At 45.6% G+C, this 20,458-nt stretch carries 21 protein-coding genes; 4 read left to right on the forward strand and 17 right to left on the reverse strand.

The features are described from left to right. Positions 1-345 precede the first annotated feature (345 nt). From ruvX to rsmE, 4 genes are read right to left on the reverse strand one after another with little or no spacing between them, the layout of a single operon-like run. Positions 346-780, reverse strand: a complete 435-nt coding sequence (gene ruvX / locus M0C34_RS03905) for a Holliday junction resolvase RuvX (protein ID WP_248714349.1) — start codon at positions 778-780, stop codon at positions 346-348. Beyond that, positions 780-1,343: a YqgE/AlgH family protein gene (locus M0C34_RS03910; RefSeq protein ID WP_248714350.1), complete on the reverse strand. Its 564-nt coding sequence runs from the start codon at positions 1,341-1,343 to the stop codon at positions 780-782. Before M0C34_RS03910 ends, ruvX begins: the two co-directional genes overlap by 1 nt. Before the next feature lie 26 nt (positions 1,344-1,369). Continuing rightward, positions 1,370-2,326 carry a glutathione synthase gene (gene gshB, locus M0C34_RS03915; RefSeq protein ID WP_248714351.1) on the reverse strand — a complete coding sequence of 319 codons (957 nt, stop codon included), beginning with the start codon at positions 2,324-2,326 and terminating at the stop codon, positions 1,370-1,372. Next, positions 2,327-3,058 (reverse strand): 16S rRNA (uracil(1498)-N(3))-methyltransferase, encoded by a 732-nt coding sequence (rsmE, locus tag M0C34_RS03920; protein WP_248714352.1) that lies wholly within the window; start codon positions 3,056-3,058, stop codon positions 2,327-2,329. A 163-nt stretch (positions 3,059-3,221) separates the two neighbouring features. Here rsmE and M0C34_RS03925 point away from each other — a divergent pair, with 163 nt between their 5' ends. Further along, positions 3,222-3,650: a hypothetical protein gene (locus M0C34_RS03925; RefSeq protein WP_248714353.1), complete on the forward strand. Its 429-nt coding sequence runs from the start codon at positions 3,222-3,224 to the stop codon at positions 3,648-3,650. On the opposite strand, the gene M0C34_RS03930 is transcribed toward M0C34_RS03925, so the two are convergent. The 10 genes from M0C34_RS03930 to M0C34_RS03975 form a co-directional block, all read right to left on the reverse strand. After that, positions 3,606-4,103 carry a SprT family zinc-dependent metalloprotease gene (locus M0C34_RS03930; protein ID WP_248714354.1) on the reverse strand — a complete coding sequence of 166 codons (498 nt, stop codon included), beginning with the start codon at positions 4,101-4,103 and terminating at the stop codon, positions 3,606-3,608. The genes M0C34_RS03925 and M0C34_RS03930 overlap by 45 nt on opposite strands. Positions 4,104-4,242: 139 nt before the next feature. Next, positions 4,243-5,472 (reverse strand): phosphoglycerate dehydrogenase, encoded by a 1,230-nt coding sequence (gene serA / locus M0C34_RS03935; protein ID WP_248714355.1) that lies wholly within the window; start codon positions 5,470-5,472, stop codon positions 4,243-4,245. Positions 5,473-5,725: 253 nt separating this feature from the next. Beyond that, on the reverse strand, positions 5,726-6,379 hold the full coding sequence (rpiA, locus tag M0C34_RS03940) for a ribose-5-phosphate isomerase RpiA (RefSeq protein WP_248714356.1): 654 nt from the start codon (positions 6,377-6,379) through the stop codon (positions 5,726-5,728). Positions 6,380-6,523: 144 nt separating this feature from the next. Further along, positions 6,524-7,126, reverse strand: a complete 603-nt coding sequence (locus tag M0C34_RS03945) for a 5-formyltetrahydrofolate cyclo-ligase (protein WP_248714357.1) — start codon at positions 7,124-7,126, stop codon at positions 6,524-6,526. A 113-nt stretch (positions 7,127-7,239) separates the two neighbouring features. Beyond that, positions 7,240-7,959: a YebC/PmpR family DNA-binding transcriptional regulator gene (locus tag M0C34_RS03950; RefSeq protein ID WP_248714358.1), complete on the reverse strand. Its 720-nt coding sequence runs from the start codon at positions 7,957-7,959 to the stop codon at positions 7,240-7,242. A 179-nt stretch (positions 7,960-8,138) separates the two neighbouring features. After that, entirely contained in the window at positions 8,139-8,888 is a 750-nt protein-coding gene (locus tag M0C34_RS03955) for an outer membrane lipoprotein-sorting protein (RefSeq protein WP_248714359.1), read from the reverse strand. Beyond that, complete coding sequence (locus M0C34_RS03960) at positions 8,881-10,095, reverse strand: ABC transporter permease (RefSeq protein WP_248714360.1); 1,215 nt, start codon at positions 10,093-10,095, stop codon at positions 8,881-8,883. Before M0C34_RS03960 ends, M0C34_RS03955 begins: the two co-directional genes overlap by 8 nt. Further along, positions 10,083-10,769, reverse strand: coding sequence for an ABC transporter ATP-binding protein (locus tag M0C34_RS03965; protein WP_248714361.1), 687 nt, complete (start codon positions 10,767-10,769; stop codon positions 10,083-10,085). The genes M0C34_RS03960 and M0C34_RS03965 overlap by 13 nt, the downstream gene beginning before the upstream one ends. A gap of 34 nt (positions 10,770-10,803) precedes the next feature. Then, the gene (locus M0C34_RS03970) at positions 10,804-11,433 is read right to left on the reverse strand and encodes a hypothetical protein (RefSeq protein ID WP_248714362.1); all 630 of its coding nucleotides are present in this window, start codon (positions 11,431-11,433) and stop codon (positions 10,804-10,806) included. Positions 11,434-11,650: 217 nt separating this feature from the next. Continuing rightward, a complete protein-coding gene (locus M0C34_RS03975; protein ID WP_248714363.1) occupies positions 11,651-12,115 on the reverse strand; it encodes an OsmC family protein in 465 nt (154 codons plus the stop codon). A gap of 176 nt (positions 12,116-12,291) precedes the next feature. Here M0C34_RS03975 and M0C34_RS03980 point away from each other — a divergent pair, with 176 nt between their 5' ends. After that, entirely contained in the window at positions 12,292-12,957 is a 666-nt protein-coding gene (locus M0C34_RS03980; protein ID WP_248714364.1) for a cupin domain-containing protein, read from the forward strand. Between the two features lie 476 nt (positions 12,958-13,433). Here M0C34_RS03980 and M0C34_RS03985 read toward each other — a convergent pair whose 3' ends face one another. Further along, positions 13,434-14,492 (reverse strand): LacI family DNA-binding transcriptional regulator, encoded by a 1,059-nt coding sequence (locus M0C34_RS03985; protein ID WP_248714365.1) that lies wholly within the window; start codon positions 14,490-14,492, stop codon positions 13,434-13,436. 263 nt (positions 14,493-14,755) lie between these two features. Here M0C34_RS03985 and M0C34_RS03990 point away from each other — a divergent pair, with 263 nt between their 5' ends. Both M0C34_RS03990 and M0C34_RS03995 read left to right on the forward strand, forming a co-directional pair. Beyond that, positions 14,756-16,858: an alpha-galactosidase gene (locus M0C34_RS03990; protein ID WP_248714366.1), complete on the forward strand. Its 2,103-nt coding sequence runs from the start codon at positions 14,756-14,758 to the stop codon at positions 16,856-16,858. 63 nt (positions 16,859-16,921) lie between these two features. Further along, on the forward strand, positions 16,922-18,625 hold the full coding sequence (locus M0C34_RS03995) for a solute:sodium symporter family transporter (protein ID WP_248714367.1): 1,704 nt from the start codon (positions 16,922-16,924) through the stop codon (positions 18,623-18,625). Between the two features lie 86 nt (positions 18,626-18,711). Here the strand turns inward: M0C34_RS03995 and M0C34_RS04000 are convergent, their stop codons facing one another. Both M0C34_RS04000 and M0C34_RS04005 read right to left on the reverse strand, forming a co-directional pair. Then, the gene (locus tag M0C34_RS04000; RefSeq protein WP_248714368.1) at positions 18,712-19,461 is read right to left on the reverse strand and encodes a LytR/AlgR family response regulator transcription factor; all 750 of its coding nucleotides are present in this window, start codon (positions 19,459-19,461) and stop codon (positions 18,712-18,714) included. Then, positions 19,449-20,363, reverse strand: coding sequence for a sensor histidine kinase (locus M0C34_RS04005; RefSeq protein ID WP_248714369.1), 915 nt, complete (start codon positions 20,361-20,363; stop codon positions 19,449-19,451). Before M0C34_RS04005 ends, M0C34_RS04000 begins: the two co-directional genes overlap by 13 nt. Positions 20,364-20,458 lie beyond the last annotated feature (95 nt).

The following is a 20,458-nucleotide window of genomic DNA, read 5'->3' on the forward strand; positions in this document are numbered from 1 at the left end:
TACGTTGATGGGTTAAAAGCCAACTGCTGGTCAGTTGGCTTTTTATTATCAAACATACCGACTTCTCGCTGACTACTCGACCAAAAGCTTTGCCACTTTCGTCAAACTCTCTGCTTCGTTTCGGCTAACAAAGACATAATTAAAGCCATGAGTGGCTGTTGAGGCCGCTAGATAGGCCTGTAGCGAACGAATAAACCTCGCATTAAGCACTACGTTGCGCCGGTTTTGTTGCTAGTAGGGGCGGTATTAGGGCGCTGCTGGCTGTTACGTTGTGTGCAGTTACATCCTTTAAGTGTTTGGCTTTAGCTACCTGTTATAACTGATGAGAAGGTAAAAGTGTTGCGTTTATGCTTCGTATTGCTCGGTGCACCAACTCTCAAAAATCAGTGCTGCCGCAAGGCTGTCGACGGCGCCTTTTTCAAGGGTTTTATAACCGCCTAATTCAAAAAGCTTTTCTTTGGCATCGACGGTGGTTAAACGCTCATCTTGCATTTCAATGGCATAACCAAAACGGCCATGCAAACGGTTGGCAAACTTTTTGGCGCGAGTCGTAAGCTCTTGCTCGCTGCCATCCATATTGAGCGGTAAGCCAATCACCAATAAATCGGGCTGCCATTGTTCAAGTAGCTTTTCGAGATTGGGCCAATTAGGAATACCATCTTGGGCCTTTATCGCTGCTAAGGGCTTGGCGGTACCGGTGAGCTCTTGACCTATTGCCACACCAATACTTTTGGTACCAAAGTCAAAAGCCAAGGCCGAACGTTCTCCTGCTCTAGCCATTACGCGTGTCCCACTTGGCTAGACAGTTGCCAAATATCGATACCTAAGCTTTTAGCGGCTGCTTCCCAACGTTTATGGCTGGGTACATCAAAAATAATGTCTGCGCTGGCCGGTAAGGTTAGCCAAGAGTTTTCGGCAATCTCTTGCTCTAATTGTCCTGCTTCCCAACTGGCATATCCTAAAGTCACAATATAATCATCAGGCTGTGACTCGGTGCCTAAGGTATCTAACACGTCCTTAGACGTGGTCACCATTAGCTCGTCACTGACTTTTAAACTGCTACTAAAGCCCTTTACCGGCGAATGTAAAACAAAGCCTCGTTCTTGGGCTACCGGCCCGCCTTGGTAAACGGGTCGGTCAAGATTCTCGCGCAATAACTCTACTTGATTTTGTAATTCTATTTGCTCAAGTAATGACTCTACCGATAAATCTACTGGCACATTGATCACCAAACCCATCGCGCCTTCGTCATTGTGCTCGCATAGGTAGACAACCGAGCGTTTGAAGAACGGATCATTGAGGCTTGGCATGGCCAATAAAAATTGATTCTGCAAAGTATTCATCTATTAATGGTTAACCTTATTACTGCTTAGGCTGATGCGTTAAGTCTAGCTTCAATTGCATCCATTAACTTGCCTGTAATCGAAATATCGTAGGCCGCTTCAATTTCTTTAATACAGGTTGGGCTGGTGACGTTTATTTCCGTGACTTTGTCGCCAATCACGTCTAGGCCAACAAACACCAAGCCCTTTTCTTTCAACGCTGGGCCAATGGCCTTAGCAATTCTCCAGTCGCTTTCCGATAAAGGTTGAGCTACACCTCGGCCGCCAGCCGCTAAATTACCGCGTGTTTCGCCCTTTGAAGGAATACGGGCTAAACAATAAGGCATAGGCTCACCATCAACGATCAGTATACGCTTGTCACCATCAACAATTTCGGGGATAAAACACTGTGCCATACAGTATTCTTGACCGTGATTGGTTAAGGTTTCCAAGATCACTCCCACGTTAGGATCGCCTTCTTTAAGGCGGAAGATTGACGCCCCACCCATACCATCTAATGGCTTCATGATCACGTCTTTGTGCTGTTGATGAAAAGCCTTAAGGCGAGGCATATCACTGCTCACTAAAGTGGTCGGGGTAAATTCTGAGAACCAAGCGGTAAACAGCTTTTCATTGGCATCGCGTAAGCTTTGTGGCTTATTAATGATTAAGCTGCCCTCGGCCTCTGCACGCTCCAATATGTAGGTGGCGTAAATAAACTCGGTGTCAAACGGAGGATCTTTACGCATTAAGATCACATCCAATTCACTTAAGCTCTGATCCACCGATTCGCCAAGCTCAAACCAAGATTGAGAGTCTTGCTGAACGGCTAAGGGAGACATATTTGCGGCCGCACGACCACCGTCTAAATAGAGGTCTTGCATTTCCATGTAATAGATTTCGTAACCGCGTGCTTGGGCTTCCATCAACATGGCGAAGCTAGAGTCTTTCTTAATATTGATTTTGGTGATGGGGTCCATCACGATACCGAGTCTAATACTCATTTATGCTAAGTCTCCAAATTGACATTGCAAAGCGGTAATTGCCGTAAGCGCGGCGGTTTCTGTGCGTAAGACACGCGGGCCTAATATTGTTTCCTGAAATTGATGCTGATTACAGACGTCAATTTCTTGTTCTGATAAGCCACCTTCTGGCCCAATTAACAACCTAACTCCATGTTGCGGAATAGGAAGGGTCTTAATGCTATATGGGGCCTTTGGATGTAAATTCAACTTCATGGCGTCAGTGTTTTCACTGGCCCATTGCTCTAGGCTTTGCAGTGCGGCCACTTCAGGCACGATACTACGCCCCGATTGTTCACACGCGGCGATCGCTATTTTTTGCCATTGCTGGCGTTTCTTTTCAAAGCGCTCTTGATTCAGCCTCACTCCACAACGCTCACTGGTGAGCGGGGTGATTTTGTTTACGCCTAATTCTACCGATTTTTGAATGGTAAATTCCATGCGGTCACCACGAGAAATCACTTGCCCTAAATGAATATTAAGCGGTGATTCTGAATGGTTGGCCTGAACAGCGGTGATTTTCACTGAAACATGCTTTTTACTGCTGGTTTCGATCACCGCAGCATAATTATTACCATCACTATTGAACAGTTCTAAGTATTGCCCGGCTTCCATGCGTAGTACCCGCCCAACGTGACTAGCAGCTTCATCATCAAGTTCTGTGGCCATGTTGAGCGAGAGTGGTTGAGAGTGGAAAATTCGTGGTATGCGCATGGTTAAAAATAGGCCCTTGGGTAGTTTTTATGGTTAAGGATTTGACCGTTAAAGGATAAACCTATTGCTTACTTATGCCTAGTAATCCATTAGTACTTAGGATATTTCTATATTGATTTATTCGTTATTTATTATAGTCTGTACCTTTTTCAAGGGACTGAATATGAAAGTAATTAAACTTGGTTTGGTTGTTTCTATGATGGGGCTTTTAGGTTGCGCTGCGACCAATCAAAAAGTGGAAGAAATAGCGTTGAACTATCAACCCAATCCTCCTTCGGTTGTTACCGAAACTACTAAACAGTTACTCGTTGAGCGTTGCAATAAAAGAGTAAGTTCTGTGAGTTATTTACAAACGCAGTGTTATGTTGTGGGTGATGTATTGGTTATTGAGCACCGTCTTCGCGACAAGCGCAGGGAATGGAATGCAAATTCTATTTCTGACTCTCAGCTTCGATTAGCTAATAACGTTTGTAATTCTCATGTGGAATTTGGCGCTCTGCAAGATGGTATGGGCTACATGGTTAACTTCGCTGGGGGAAGAAATGGTTTACCGACCAGGGTTATCACTATTGAGGATTGTAACGAAGCTTAATCGTTGCTGGCATTTTGTGCACTGATAACTCGCTCCTCTCAGCACTTTATTGTGTCGGCGTACGCTTAAATGATGGCGTTGGCAGGCACAGCGATATTCAAATGTGCTGAGTTGCAGTTGCTCGATAGAGTAACTGTGAGTTGTGTTTGCTGGACAATTAAATACCTGCTGCATGATCTGTTGCCACTCTTTACCGTGCGGTTTTACACGCCCATATAGTGCGTGGCATAGTAAATGTGCTACTTCATGCGGCACGGTTTGCGCCAAAAAATCCGCGGGTTGCTGCTGGTAAAAATGCGCATTAAAACGCAGTTTCCACTGGCTTAGGTTCGCGCTGCCGGCCACTTTGCTACGTCGCTTCGATAATATTATTTCTGGTCGAGTAAAGGACCGTTGAAAATGCTGTTCTGCTTGCAGAAAGCACCGTTCAATTTGTTGGTTTAGTTGCTGCAAAATAGGCCGTACATGGTGATATATAAAGGCATTATACGGCTAGTTGGCTTGGGGTCTAGCGGTGATTTTAGTGAGGCCTTGGGCGATAAAAAAAGCCAGTCTTGAGACTGGCTTGTTTGATTCGCGTATCGGCATTTTGTTAGTGAAGAATACGGGCGCGAATGGTGCCTTCAATCTCTTTAAGCTTGGCGATAGCTTGCTCAGATTGAGCGGTCTCTACGTCAATGACTACGTAACCAATGCTGTCGTTGGTTTGTAGGTATTGCGCGGCAATGTTGATTGAGTCTTCAGCAAAGGCCAAGTTAATTTTAGTTAGCACACCCGGTTGGTTGTGGTGAATGTGCAATAAACGGCTAGTGCCAGTGTGGCCCGGTAGTGCAACTTCTGGGAAGTTTACTGCAGACAAGGTTGAACCGTTGTCTGAGTACTTGGCCATTTTTGACGCCACTTCAATACCAATGTTCTCTTGCGCTTCTTGAGTTGAGCCACCTACGTGTGGACTAAGAATCACATTATCAAAAGCGAGTAGTGGCGATTCAAAGGCTTCTTTGTTTGATTTTGGCTCTGTTGGGAATACATCAATGGCTGCACCAGCCAGTTTTTTGTTTTCTAATACAGAGACTAGCGCATCGATGTCTACAACAGTACCGCGCGATGCATTGATCAGGATAGAACCTTGTTTCATTGCAGCAAACTGCGCTTCACCAAACATGTATTTAGTTTGTGCTGTTTCTGGCACGTGTAGGCTTACTACGTCGCTCATAGCCAGTAGCTGGTCCAAGTCGGCGACTTGAGTAGCATTACCTAACGACAATTTGTTCTCAATGTCGTAGTAATAGACTTGCATACCTAAGGTTTCGGCAAGAATACTTAATTGAGTACCAATGTGACCATAACCAATAATGCCTAGCTTTTTACCGCGAGCTTCGTAAGAGTTATCGGCAGATTTAATCCACTCACCACGGTGAGCTTTAGCGTTTTTCTCTGGGATGCCACGAAGTAGTAAGATAATTTCACCTAATACTAATTCGGCTACGCTTCGAGTATTAGAGAACGGTGCGTTAAATACAGGAATACCTTTCTGCTGAGCTGCTTTTAGGTCTACTTGGTTGGTACCAATACAGAAACAACCAATAGCAACTAGCTTATTAGCCGCGGCAAGTACGCGTTCGTTTAGGTCTGTACGGGAGCGAATACCAATGAAGTGAACATCTTTGATTTTCTCAATCAGATCATCTTCTGCAAGAGAGGTTTTGATCATCTCTACATTCTCATAACCCGCAGATTGGAAGGATTGTAGTGAACTAGGGTGCAGACCCTCTAACAACAAAACCTTAATTTTTTCCTTGCCTAACGAATACTTTGCCATGTTTGCTTCCTAATACCCATGTTACCGCTGAGCGGCTAAATTTAGCAAAAAAGCAGCACTTAGGGAATGTAATTTTATTACATCAAATTAAATTCATATTGTAGATAATTAACTGACAATAGTTAATTTTAAGAAATATACTACTGGCGAGATAAGTTTCCATAGAGTTTGTATGGATTAATCTATGGATGGTTAGAATATTACACAAAAAAAAGAGTGCGCTAGGCACTCTTTTTTTTATTTGTCCGCTTGATTAGCGCTTTTTAGCCCCTTCAGGGGTGCCTATAATGACTTGGTTTGCACCACGAGCCGCAAATAGACCATTAGTCACAACACCTACTATGGCATTGATATCGCGCTCCATGCTTAGTGGATCAGTGATTTTCATGTTGTGTACATCTAAAATCACGTTGCCGTTGTCGGTCACCACCCCTTCACGATATACCGGGTCTCCACCCAATTTCACCAACTGGCGTGCCACATAGCTGCGCGCCATTGGGATAACTTCAACCGGCAATGGAAAGCCGCCTAGCACCGGTACTTCTTTGGTATTGTCGACAATACAAATGAATTGATCGGCTACTGCCGCAATGATCTTTTCACGAGTAAGCGCTGCGCCGCCGCCTTTAATCATGTGGTTTTGCGCGTTAATTTCATCAGCACCATCTACATAAACAGACAGTTCACTAACGCTGTTTAAGTCAAATACTTCAATACCGTAAGCCAATAACTTTTCAGTTGACGCCTCAGAGCTTGATACCGCGCCTACAATACTGTCTTTCATGGTCGCTAAGGCGTCAATGAAATGATTGACGGTAGAGCCGGTACCTACACCTACGATAGTGTTTTCTTGAACGTATTCTAAGGCAGCCCAGCCAGCGGCTTTTTTCATCTCATCTTGTGTCATTACAGTGCTCCGAGCAAAGTGTAGGGGAGTGGCCAGTAAAGCTGGCTCATTTGGCGCGGATTATAACCAAGCCCTCGATTTAACGCCAATTGCTATTGCAGATTTTTTGATTAATGTTAGTCAAGGAGGGGTTAGCGTTTGGCCTTACCATTGCCAGTCTTTGCTGGGGGTAATAATTCGCTTCAGTGGCTGATCCCAATCTTGCATCGGCACTTGGTCTACTTGCTGGCAATCGTGAGCTACGCCCACTACTGCTGGTTTCTCGCCATCACATTGGGCCAATAAGCGGTCGTAATAGCCGCCGCCCATTCCTAAGCGATTACCTTCAGAGTCAAAGGCTACCAAGGGGGCTAGTATCACATCCAGTTGTTGGCAGTTTTGTACTTCGGCATGGTCAAATACGGGCTCGGCAATGCCAAACTGGTTGAGCTGCATGGGGCTATTGGCATGGTAATGATGAAAACACATTGCCCCGCTGGTGCTTGGGTCTACTAAGGGAACAAATACCTGTTTATTTTGCTGCCATAACCAGCCAATGATCACGCTTAGATCTACCTCACCATCAAAGGCCAAATATAAGGCGCAGCGTTGCATGCTGGCCAGTGTTGGGTCTTGCTGTAGTCGCTCTAGAATGGCTAAACCAGCTTGTTGTTGTTGCTCAGGGCTTAAGGCGCGGCGTTGTTGGCGAATACTCTGGCGAAGTTGCTGGCGATGTTGTTGATCGTGGTGAGAGTCGAGTTGGCTCATAACTATGGCTTATGCGGCTACGGGTGTGGTTTAGTGTGCAATGAGAGAGGGGCGTGATGCAAGGTAAACGACCACCAAGCCTGAATAACAGGCTTGGTTGAAAGGCTCAGCTTTTAGTCGAGCTCTACATTGTGATAAACGTTTTGTACGTCGTCACAGTCGTCAAGCATCGCTTGGAATTTCTCAAACATTGCCACGTCGTCACCCGATATTTGGGTGTAGTTTTGAGGCACGAAGCTAATTTGCTCAATCTCAAAATCTAGCTCTGGCATGGCTTGGGTTAGCGAGGTTTTTACTTTGAAGTACTCGGTATGTGGGGCAAACACGGTAATCATACCGTCTTCACTCTCTACGTCGGTGACTTCAACGTCATCCATTAGCAAGATTTCTAGAATCGCATCTTCGTCGTCACCCTTAAACGCAAAGATAGCTTGGTGATCAAACATATGAGCCACACTGCCTTGGTTACCAATTTTCGATTTGGTTTTAACAAAGGCTTGGCGAACGTCGGTAAAGGTTCGGCTGTTGTTGTCAGTTAAACATTCAACAATCACCATACAACCGCCTGGGCCGTAACCTTCGTAAACCGCCGGTACGTAATCTTCACCTGCGCCGCCTTTGGCTTTATCAATGGCTTTATCGATTACGTGGCTAGGCACCTGATCTTTTTTAGCGCGGTCTACCACACTGCGTAGTTGCAGATTGGCTTCAATATCGGCACCGCCGTTTTTAGCGATAACGTAGATTTCTTTACTGTATTTAGAATAAACCTTGGTTTTTGCACCAGCGGTTTTGGCCATTGAGGCCTTGCGTACTTCAAAACTTCTGCCCATGGGGATGCTCTTTTTTATCGATGCTTAAAAATTCTGGAAAGGATTTTACCAGCTGAAACGCAGGGAACAAGGTCTGGCGGGGGTTCTCGATCAATAATGCGGCGAAAGTTGCTAAATCGTGAGGCAATTAACTGTAATTACCCCACGATTTTTATCAATTCAACTGTGATTAAGTTGATTTAGAGTTGTTCGAGAGATTGTTTACTCAAATAAGCGGGGTTGTAGTATTTGTCGGCTAGGCTGTGAGGCTCTACCGACTCGTAGTTAATGACCGTACTTTTAGAGGTTTGAATGCTATCGATAAGCGTCATAGTTTGCACCACCGTTTGCCCGTTCCGCTGGCCCTGCTCAAAATAAGCTTGCTTGGCTAATTTTCCTGACTTTAAGTAAAGATCGGCTTGTAGCGGAAAGTTATTATCTAGCGCTACCCATAAGTCTATTTTTTGATAGCTGGCACCACTGGTTTTGGCTTGGAGTGCCAAGTGAATTGCGTTTATCCCATTAATTACGCTGCGTTCGCCTAATTCTCCTTGGTAGTCTTCACTCCAGGTGAGGGTTGAGATATCACCTACCGATGCTTCTCCCAGTAGTTTTTGCATGGGTGTAATGCGGATAGGCCGACGACTATTGGGCATCAATAACCAGTAGTTATCCCCGAGCATTAACATTTTTTGCCCTAGCTCGGATTGGGCCTTAAATACCACTAAGGATTCACGCTCAGGACGGATATACACATTGTAACGGTGCTGTTTTTTAAGCTGTTGGTTATGGTACTGGCTCACTTGGGTGACGACTTTAGCCGAGCGGCTTTGTAGCCGATAACTGTCGGCCTCTAACAGTCGACCACTGACCTGTTCACCTGCCTGAGCAAGACCTCCACAGCATAAACTCGCCAACAGCCAATATTTTGAAATGTTAAACTTAAACATAGATAAGTGCCTCGGTGATGGGCTTTTTTAAGCCTTTGTTGGCGGCGATGGCAGACGCGAGGGCGCAGATGCAAACAACACCTAACGACACAATGCCCGCCAGCATAAAGGAGAAGGTAATGTGTAAGGGGTAACCCACACTGCGCCCCGGTGGGGGGGGCATTTGGATATCGGCGAATAATAAGAACACCGATACTGAACCACTCAGCAGTAAGCCAATTGCACTGCCAATCACCGCCAGTACTATCGCCTCTAAGATAAAGCCAATTAGTTGCTCGGAGTTGGCCGTGCCCAATGCTGACAAGGTACCTATTTCACGAGTTCGCTCGGTGACCGACATGCTTAAGGTATTAAATAGAGCGACAAATACCACCAAGGCCATAATGATGCCCATAACCCCAAATATTCGGTTATATAAGCCTTTTACTGCCTCGTAGAAAAAGGCTTGTTTCCACCATGGTGTCACTAACAGTGTGCTCTGTTGCTGCGCGACTTGTTGCGCCAGAGTAGAGATATCTTGGTTAGCAAAGGCAAATACCGACATCAAACTCACTTTATCGGTAGCCAGCAGTGCTTGGCTATAATCTAGCGATACATATACTAAGCGTTTGTCCATGTCTGGTACCCCTGTAGACACAATGCCTTGCACCATAAAGTCATAGGCGTTTAGCGCGCCTTCGGTGGTGGTGCTTAGCAAGGTGATCCAATCGCCAGGTTGAGCTTTCATGTTGCGGGCTAGCTCTTCGCCGAGTAACACTTGCGGCTGATCTTGGCTTTCTTTGTTGTTGAGCAGTCGCCCTGCCTTGACGTTAAGAAACGGCCCTTTTTGAGTAAACTCACTGGGTAATACGCCTTGGCCGATGAAAATCGCCGACTTATCACCATTGCTAATTAAGCCGCTAAATTCAATTCGTGGTTGTACTGCTTTTATTCCGCTCAAGGCCATCAGTTGCTGACGTTGTTGTTGCCAATTTTCTAGGCCATATTGCAAGGGAGAGTCTTCTTGTTCAGTAAAATACTGTTGGCTCGACAGGGTTAAGTGGCCGGTATCACGAGCCGCAGCTTCAGCCAGCGATTGATAAGTGAATAAACCAAACCCCCCCGCACTGACAAGCGCTAAAACCGCAATAGCGATAATCAGTACCGACATCATGCTGCGGCGGCGATTACGTTGTACATTCAATAAGGCATGTTTTACGCGACGCATTCGGTTTTCTCCTTGGCTAATATTTGTCCGTCTTGCAGTTGAATTAAGCGGTCACAGTGGTCGCTCATGCGGCTATCGTGAGTAGCAATAACAAAAGTGGTGTTATGGCTTCTGCCTATCGCTTTCATTAACTCCACTACTTGGTGGGCGGTGTGGCTATCTAGGCTAGCTGTCGGTTCGTCGGCAATCACAAGGCGTGGTTGGTGCACTAGGGCGCGCGCCACTGCAATACGCTGCTGCTGCCCCCCTGATAATCTATCTGGCTTGGATTGAGCAAATTCAGCCATGCCTACCGCCTCGAGAATTTGCATCACACGCCGTTTACGCTCTGTTGGTGAAATCGTGTTTAGAATGAGTGGGTACTCTACGTTTTCATAGGCACTCATTACCGGGACCAAGTTGAAACGTTGAAACACAAAACCCAGGTGTTGGCGACGTAGTAACATGCAGTGTTGTGGGTCTTTATCGAGCAGCTTGCCGTCAAAATACAATTCACCTTGGTAGTTGAGATCTAGCAAGCCACAAATATTCAGCAGGGTGCTTTTCCCCGAGCCTGAAGGGCCACATAAACCGATCATTTCGCCGGTGTGGATCTGCTCACTAATCTGGGTTAGCGCTGGCTGTTTGATTTGGCCTGTTTGGTAACTCTTAGAAAGACCATTAAATTGCAGCATGATGTGTCCTTATATCAATCTAGTTGTGTAGTGCTTAGCCGTTGCTATGTTGGGCCATTAACTGCGCTGCCATTTGGCTATATTGGTCGTTTACGCTGGCCTGCTTAAGTTGTGCAAACCACTGTTCGGCCAGCGCTGTTTGTTCTGCATTCAGGGCAGCTTCTATGGCATAGCGGTAGACCCAGCTAGTGGCTTGGGCAGGAGATTGAAGAAAGCGAGAGTCACTTAGCACTTGGTCAAATAGCTCCATTCCGCGTTCTTGGTAATTAAAAAATGTAGGCACACTGGTAAAAGTAACCGCAGCGGTGGCTTGCATGTAAATGGCTTTAGGCAAATAACGGTATTGTTGTTGCCAGTGACTGTCGTCAATCATTGAAAGGGCCTTGTCCATGCGTGCTAGGCCGTCTTCGGTGTAGCTTAATTTGCTCCACGGTAGCCAAGCATCATCACCTTTTAGGGTTTCACTCGCGCCTAAATAAAAGAGCGCCCAAGGGTCACTGGGTTGTTGCTGATTGGCGTGTTGTAAATCTTTATAAACTTGATTCAGTTCAGAGTAATCACCTTGCGCGGCGGTAAAGTAACGATCCAATAGTTGTTCATCGACAGTGGCCTGTGCTGAATAACTGCAAATGAGTATTAGGCTGGCGAGTGTTAACTTTTTCATGATGCTTCCTTGTCTGGTTTGGGTACATCACTAAGCCTACTGAGTTTACGGGCTGGTAAAGTCGCTTTGCGACGAAATGCCAATAAGACCGACTAATGGTGATATACAAGGAAGTGAAGATCGGTGGTGTTGGGGCAACAGAGAAACAAGGGGTAATCAAGCATGCTATTTGCTCCCCAGAGGATAAAAAGCGGGGAGCTATTGCCGATTGATAAACTTAACGCACAATGTGGGTCGTTATTTTGCTGGTTACCGAATTAGCAATAAAACACTGCTGGTGGGCTTGATGGTGCATTTTTTCAAGTTTAGCCAGGCTAATGTCTTTGTTTGCAAAACTCACCTTAGGGTTAAGCTTTACCTCTATCATCGCCATAAGCCCTTGATCATTTAGTGCCATTACGCCTACGGCATTATCAACATAGCTGTCTACCACTAAGCGGTTTTTGGCTGCAATCGATAAGAAAAATAACATATGGCAGCTGGACAATGAGGCGACAAAGGCTTCTTCGGGGTCAACGTTGCCTTCAACCGAATAAGGCAGTGGCACTACATGTGGTGAAGAAGACGCCGGCACACTTTGACCACCATCAAAATGCCACCAGTGAGCGCGACTATAGTGATTGTTAATGTACGTTTCATCGGCTTGACGTTGCCATTCTACGGTCGCGGTATATTCAGACATGCGCATTCCTTGCGTGGTTGTTCCCAAGAGGATGCTAGTTAGCATGCTGACCTCGTTGCTGACTGTCAAATTTAGCGTATATAGCTCAACTAGAACGCTTAGAAATATGTCTTCGACTTGAAATTTGTGGCTAATAAGTCAACTCTATTCAACATAGCCTTCAGTTAGGAAAAACAATGTTGAACATGGACTTTAGCCAAGCGTTGGCAGTTAACACCGAGCAAATAGAATGGGTGACAAGCCCATCAGCGGGAGTATTGCGCAAACCATTAGAGCGTGAAGCCAAGGAATCGGGCCATGTCACTAGCGTTGTACAGTATCAGCCAGACTCCTACTTCCCCGAGCACCAACATCCAATGGGCGAAGAAATTCTGGTACTAGAGGGGATATTTTCTGATGAACATGGCGACTACCCAGCAGGGACATACATTCGCAACCCTCCTGGCAGTGCGCACAGCCCTTTTAGTAAAGACGGTTGTGTGATCTTTGTTAAGCTTAATCAGTTTGACACACGCGATCTTACCGAGATACGCGTAGATACCCATAACACGCCCTGGTTACCAGGCATTGGCGGCCTTGAGGTCATGCCTTTACACCAGTTTGAGCACGAGAATGTGGCCTTGGTTAAATGGCCTGCGGGTGAAGTATTTCAGCCACATAGTCATTTTGGCGGTGAAGAGATCTTAGTATTGACCGGCGAGTTTAAAGACGAGCATGGTAGCTACCCTAAGCACACTTGGCTACGCAGCCCACACATGAGCAAGCACCATCCTTTTGTCGAGCAAGAAACCATTATTTTGGTGAAAACTGGACACCTACCTTTGGGCAACGAGGGGGTTTAGCAAAGAGGGCGTAAAGGCGGCGCTCAAATGAGGAGAGTCGGTGAACGCCGCCCTTACTAAACTAACTAAAAATAACGATTGATTAAGTGCTTAGCTGTCTTTGTTATAGCAAGGCAAACAATACAAAGAGGGCGTAAAGGCGGCGCTCAAATGAGGAGAGTCGGCGAGCACCGCCCTTACTAAAAAGAACTATTGATTGAGCACTATTGGGCCAACACGAGTCTGAGCGTTATCCCTGTGCAGTTTCCTGATGATTAGCCTGTGAGCAATCAATCCAAGTTTAGTTCAATAGCCTATCTGGTTATTAATGCTATCTTAATATTGTACTACAATATGTGATTTGGCTTGCAAATGCAGCCATTGAGCAGAAAAAAGTTGATTTAAGGCTGCTTGTAGTGACTTGATTGGTTAGTCGTAGTTAACTTGATTATCGTTTAGCGTCTGCTTTACCTGCAAAAAAAGGGCTGACACAGCCTTTAAGGCAGGGCGTTTTTTATTTGCAGTAGTAGCCGCTCCAACGCTGCTTTGTTATAGCTCTGCTCGGTGAACAGCTGAGTACTTTGGCGCTCAATCAATTGCGTTGCTATAGACGCTTTTAAAGGCAGCGAACTGCTTTTATCATCAAACAACATGGCTATTGCTCGCTCTGATATAAGTGAAAAATCTTGTTTAATGGTGGTGAGAGGCGGGGAGAAGTAAGCACTGTCGGCACTATCATCAAAGCCTATCACTGCCACTTGCTGAGGCACTGTCAACGCATGCTCATGTAGTGCACGCAATACCCCAAGGGCCATCTGATCACTCGCCACCAACACCCCATCAATTTGGGCCCCGTTACGCAGTGCTTCGCGGGTGAGTTGGTAGCCACTGCTGGCAAGCCAATCGCCTTCTAGTTGGGCCACCACAGTCGCTTTTTGTCGCTCTATTTGGGCCAACCAACCTTGTAAACGTAATTTGGAAGCGCTGGAATCACTCGGACCGGTAAGCAACAACAACCTGTGTCGTTGCTGCTTAAGCATCAAGCTAGCGGCATCACTTGCACCTTGGTAATGCGCTGCACTGACGGAATTAACCTGGCTGTCATCGGGCACATCAATAAATACAAAATGTAAATTGGGAAACAGCTCAACCAATTGCTCGGCTTCGTTTTTGGTTAGCGGTAGGTTAACGATGATGTATTCGATACGTTGGGATGTTAGCTCGCGTGTGGCACTAACAATTTTGTCGAAGGCATGCTCATCGACCACTGAGAACGCGGTGCCAAAATCGTGCCGCTGCGCTTGAATACGAATGTTATTGGCGATAAGTGAAATGCCGTGCAGCGATACATCTAAAGTGATTAAGCCAATGACCTTTGATTTAGCTCCGCTTAATAATTGCGCGCCTTTGTTTGGCACATAACCCAATTGCGCAATGGCAGCGTTGACTTTATCTCGGGTATCTTGGGCTACATTGCTGGCACCATTGGTGACGCGAGACACAGTTTGAGTCGATACTCCTGCTAACTCAGCCACTTGTTTGAATGTAACACTCACCTTTGAATTCCTTAGCTTTATTGCTCACCTGTCAGCCTCAGGCAGATTGTAACACTGAGATGCTAGGAAATCTTACCCAAGCCGATAAAACGCGAGTTAGATAAACCTGAAGTAAAGTGTTTACGAAAACATAGTTAGATCTGGCTCACAAGTAAACGTTTACCTATTTGATCGGTGTCACATTAAAGAAGCGGTATGTTAGCGAATTAATACGCGTTAGCGCATATTGCATTCAATGTTTACGCAAACAATTGGATGTTACCATGAACCAGCTGATTCACCTTTGTAGCAAAAACTGCAGTTTGATCATTAAGCTAGAACGGGTCCCTGAAATCTTGCATTGGGGCAATAAAATTGAACAGCTAGACGCTGATATTTTACTGTCTACCGAGCGACCTATTTCGCAAGCTCGATTAGACGTGGATGTCCCTTTAACGCTATGCCCAGAATTGGGCAGTGGGCACTTTAATGCGCCTGGTATTGAGGGGCACCGTCATGGTTTTGATTGGGCGCCAGTTTTTAAGACCACCGATCATTATGCCAGTGATAGTTGCGCGGTGTTTACCCTACGTGACGACGTGGCTAATTTAGAGCTGAGCATTGAAATAGAGCTGGACTACGACAGCGATGTTGTCAAAAAACGCATCACAGTGACGAATTTAGCGCACACTGAATACTTACTGACAAAGCTTTCACCTACCTTACCATTGCCACATCATGCCAACGAATTAATGACCTTTCATGGCCGTTGGAGCCGAGAGTTTCAAACTCATCGCCAGGCCTTTTCTCACGGTGGTTTCATGCAAGAGAATCGTCGTGGCCGCACTTCCCATGAAAACTTTCCGGGTCTGTTTGCGGGAAGTAAGCACTTTGATCAACAGCATGGCCAAGTGTGGGGGTTCCATTTGGGGTGGAGTGGCAACCACCAGCTACGTGCTGATGTAAAAAGTGATGGCCGTCGCTTTGTACAGGCGGGTGAGCTATTGCTGGCTGGCGAAGTTTGCCTCGATTATCTGCAAAGTTATAGCTCTCCGTGGTTGTATGCTTGCTGCAGTAACCGTGGCTTAAACGGTATTTCTGAGCGTTTTCATCGTTATGTTCGCGCTAACATTATCCAATTCCCAGAAAATAAACCCCGTCCGGTACATCTAAATACTTGGGAAGGGATCTATTTCGAGCATGACCCTCAATACATCATGCAAATGGCTAGCGAAGCGGCTGAAATGGGGGTAGAGCGTTTCATTATTGACGACGGTTGGTTTATTGGCCGAAATGGCGAGCGCAGTGCGCTGGGCGATTGGTATCTTGATGAGAAAAAATACCCTAACGGTTTAGAACCGGTGATTGAACATGTCAACCGACAGGGCATGGAATTTGGCTTGTGGGTTGAGCCAGAAATGATCAGTAAAGATTCTATCCTGTTTCGTGAACACCCTGACTGGGTATTAGAGTTAAGCGGCTACCATCAGCCCTCAGGGCGCTGGCAGTACGTACTTAACCTGCAAAATCAAGCCTGTTTCAATTACTTATTTGAGCGTTTAAGTGAATTATTAACTCGCTACAACATCGCCTACCTGAAGTGGGATATGAATCGTGAATTGGTGCAACCTGGCCATAATGGTCGCCCTGCGGTAAACGGTCAAACCACCGCCTTATATGCGCTATTGGATAAGCTAATAGAGGCTCACCCAAGGGTAGAGATTGAATCTTGTTCATCGGGTGGTGGTCGTATCGATTTTGAAATCCTCAAGCGTACGCACCGTTTTTGGGCCTCAGATTGTAATGATGCTTTAGAGCGCCAAACCATTCAGCGGGGGATGAGCTATTTCTTCCCTCCTGAAGTGATGGGCGCGCACATTGGCCCAGATGAAAGTCATACCACGCGCCGTTGTCACCATATTAACCTACGCGGAATGACTGCATTAAGCGGCCATATGGGAGTAGAACTTGACCCTGTCAACGTGGATGCAGAAGAGAAAAAAGCGTTTGCCCATTACATTGCATTGCATAAACAATACCGTCAGTTACTGCATAGTGGCCGCAGCTTCCGTTTAGATGCTTCTGATCATCGCCAGCATATTAGTGGGGTGCAAAGTGACGACGAAATGCTGATTACAGTATGTCAATTAACCATGCCTGATTATGCCCTACCAGCACCGCTACGAGTGAGTTGTGTAGATGAAAAGGCCAATTACCAAGTCAAATTGGTAGAGATGCCTGACACTAGTTTCCAACTCATGAAGCAGCGCCCTAGTTGGCTAGATAAAACCCTCACTTTAAGCGGCGATAACCTGCGAGAGATAGGCTTAACTTTGCCGATTTTAGACCCCGAATCAGCGCTGATGCTGCATCTAAAAAGAATTTAGCAATATTTGTTTCAATCGAGTGGCCAGTGATCGCTGCTCGCCAACCAAAATGAAGGATTAATTATGTCTATAACAGTGTTCTTATCGTTCTTGCTGTTTACTGGCTTTGTTGGGGTATTTACCTACAACAAGGTGAAAAAAAACAAGCATGACTCGCAAGATGGCTACTTTCTGGGAGGCCGCAGTTTAACCGGTGGCTTAATAGCTAGCTCGCTGATCTTAACTAACCTTAGTGCCACCAGTTTTGTTGGCATGAGCGCACAGGCTTACACCCACAACATGAGTGTAATGGGCTGGGAAGTTGCCTCGGGGGTTACCTTGGTGATCATCGCGCTATTGTTGGTGCCGCGTTACTTAAAGCAGGGCATTACTACCATTCCTGACTTCTTAGAAAGTCGCTATGATCTGTCAGTGAAAAAGTTTGTCACCCTGCTGTTCTTATGCCAATACGTCATTAACATCTTACCTACCACCTTATATGCAGGTGCCGTGGTATTAGGTGAAATCTTCGACGTTCAAGGCTTGTTAGGTGTGTCTGAATTTACCGCCATTGCCATTATTTCGGCCACCATTGGTATTTTAGGTTTCTTCTATGCAATTTATGGTGGCTTAAAAGCCGTCGTCATCGCCGATACCATTAATGGTGTAGGTCTTATTATTGGCGGTTTGATGATTCCGGTATTTGGCTTAATGGTATTAGGTGGCGGCAGCTTTGGCGACGGTTTACAGCAAATCATTACGGTTGCCCCAGAGAAGCTACAGTCTGTAGGTACATCAACGGATCCACTGCCATTCTCAACCCTGTTTACCGGTCTATTACTGGTTAATTTATATTACTGGGGAACCGATCAATCTATTATCCAGCGTGCTTTAGGTGCTAAAAACTTAAAAGAAGGGCAAAAAGGGGTGATTTTGGCCGGTGCAATTAAGGTTATTTCACCACTATTTTTGATTATTCCGGGAATTATTGCTTTCCACATGTTTGGTGCCGATGCGGGCAACCCAGATACCATGTATACCCGTTTGGTAAACGAAGTATTACCTAAGCCTCTGGTTGGTTTTTTTGTAGCAGTAATGTTTGGCGCCATTCTTAGTACCTTTAATGGGGTGTTAAATAGTTCGACTACCTTATTTGCTCTAAACGTATATAAGCCCTTATTTGGCGAAGGAAAAACAGACCAAGAGTTAGTAGCAAAAGGCCGCATATTTGGCGTATTGATTGCGATTATCGCAGTGTGTATCGCACCGTTCATTATGTTTGCGCCTGAAGGCTTATTTCAATACTTACAAATGGTTGCGGGCTTCTTTAGTGTGCCTATCTTCACCATTGTATTTGTTGGTTACATTTCTAAACGAGTGCCTGCAATTGCCGCTAAAGTGTCTTTGGTTGTGTTTGTGTCATCTTATGCAGCGATGCAACTGGTATTTGAAACGCCATTGCACTTCTTGCATCAACTCGCCATTTTGTTTGTCGTATGTACCCTCTTAATGTTTGTTATTGGCGCACTTAAACCGCGTGAAAGCGACTACGTTATGCCGATTAACCAGAGCATGGATGTGACGCCTTGGGAATTCCGTTTTGAAGCCTCAGCCGTGGTTTTATATATGGTGCTAGGCGCGTTCATCGTATTCTCTGATGTAGGTCTAATGTCTGACGACCCAACAATCATGCAAACCTACGGTTTCTGTGGAGTGATTATGTTGGTGGGTATCTTCTTTAGACATATCAAGCGCAATAAACTCAATAGCGCAGCAGAAGTGAGTTAAGTTTTACTCTGCATGTAAAAAGCCCAAACATTTGTTTGGGCTTTTTTATTTGGGTAAGGGGATGTTAGGCTGAAAATAGTGTTGCGCTACATCGCCTTAAACAAGTGGTTGGCGCTGCGGCTTACCGGATATTCACTGCCATCTACCAGGGCAACCGTTAGCTTACCTAGCATGTTTTTGTTAACGCGTTTTATCGCATTCACCCTTACCAGAGTCGAGCGATGGATCTGCCAAAATTGCCCGGGTTGAATTTGCCCAAGTAGCTCTTTTAATGGTGTGCGAATAACATAATCACCTTGTTGGCTACGTACCGTGGTGTATTTATCTTCGGCGACAAACGCGAGTACACAGTCTATTGCTATCAACTCAACTGATTCACCCTTACTGGCTCGGATCCACTGTAAGTATTGTGGTTTATCGTCTAGGGCTTTCACTAGTAATTCTAGGTCGTAATCTTGGCCAACGGTGGCGTGTGTTTGCTGCTGTTGAATTCGCTGACAAGTGCGCAGTAAGCGTTGCTCATCAATGGGTTTAAGCAGGTAGTCGATGGCTTGCTGTTCAAAGGCTTGAATGGCGTATTCGTCAAAGGCCGTGGTGAATACGATGTGCGGCGGCTGCGCGAGTTGATTAAGTTTTTGCGCGACTTCTATGCCACTCATGCCGGGCATGCGAATATCTAAAAACACCAGCTCGGCGCCAAGTTGTTCCACCGCAACTAAGGCACTGGGTCCATCACCGGCTTTGTCTACGATTTCTAGCTCTGGCCAACATTCGGCTAGCATTTTGTCTAAATGAAAGCGCAGTAGTGGTTCGTCATCAACAATTATTGCTCGCATGGAAACTCCAGTTTCGCCAAGGTGCCACCATTGGCTTGCGCGGTGATATGCAGGCTAGCGTTGTCGGGGTAAAGGCTGGCTAATCGCTTTCTAATGTTCGCTAAAGCCATGCCATTGCCTTGGCTAGGTGCTTGATTAAATCCCATCCCGTTATCAACGATAGCTATTTGCCAGCGCTGGTTTTGCATCGCAATCTGCACGTTGACTTCGCCACCGTCAGTTTTAGGCTCTATGCCATGAAAAACGGCATTTTCTACCAAGGGTTGTAATAACATTGGCGGCAATTGCTGATGATTTAGCTCTGGCTGGGCGATATCAATTTTAAATTGTAAGCGCTCGCCTAAACGAATTTGTTGAATTGACAGATAGGCACTAATACCTGCTACTTCGTCTTCCAAGCGAATACTTTCTTGGCGGCTTTTCTTGAGAGTAACCCTAAGTAGCTCGGTAAACTTATCTAGCAATACTTCTGCTTGTTTAGGGTCTACGGCTATTAGTGCTTTTAAATTAGCTAAAGTATTAAATAAAAAGTGTGGTTCTATTTGGCTTTGCAATAGCTGTAACTGGCTGTAGGTAAGTGCTTGCTCCGCCTTTAGCTTTTCTAATTCGGCTTGCTGTAGTGCAGAGGCCATTTCCAAACTATGTTCACGGCTAAAAAAGTAATAGTAAATGGCGCTACAAAATACTAAACCAATTATTACTACTTTAAGCATTAGCGACCAGTCAAAATCATCGTAATAAGGACTAATCCAATACCAAGTATGGGCGCTACCTATGCTAAGCGTGATGGGGGCGCTAACCACAAAGGTTCCAAAATTACCTAGTTTGGGAAACCACACATTAATAAGCATGCTGGTTACTGTACCTACGGTACCAAAACCGAGTGCGATAATATAATGCATCCAATAGGGGCCGCCCCATATAGCATTAGTGACATAGGCTATAGCAAAGGAAAATAATGCGCATATGACGAGCGAGCGCCATAGCGACTTAAAAC

Source organism: Agarivorans sp. TSD2052, assembly GCF_023238625.1.
Lineage (GTDB): Bacteria > Pseudomonadota > Gammaproteobacteria > Enterobacterales > Celerinatantimonadaceae > Agarivorans.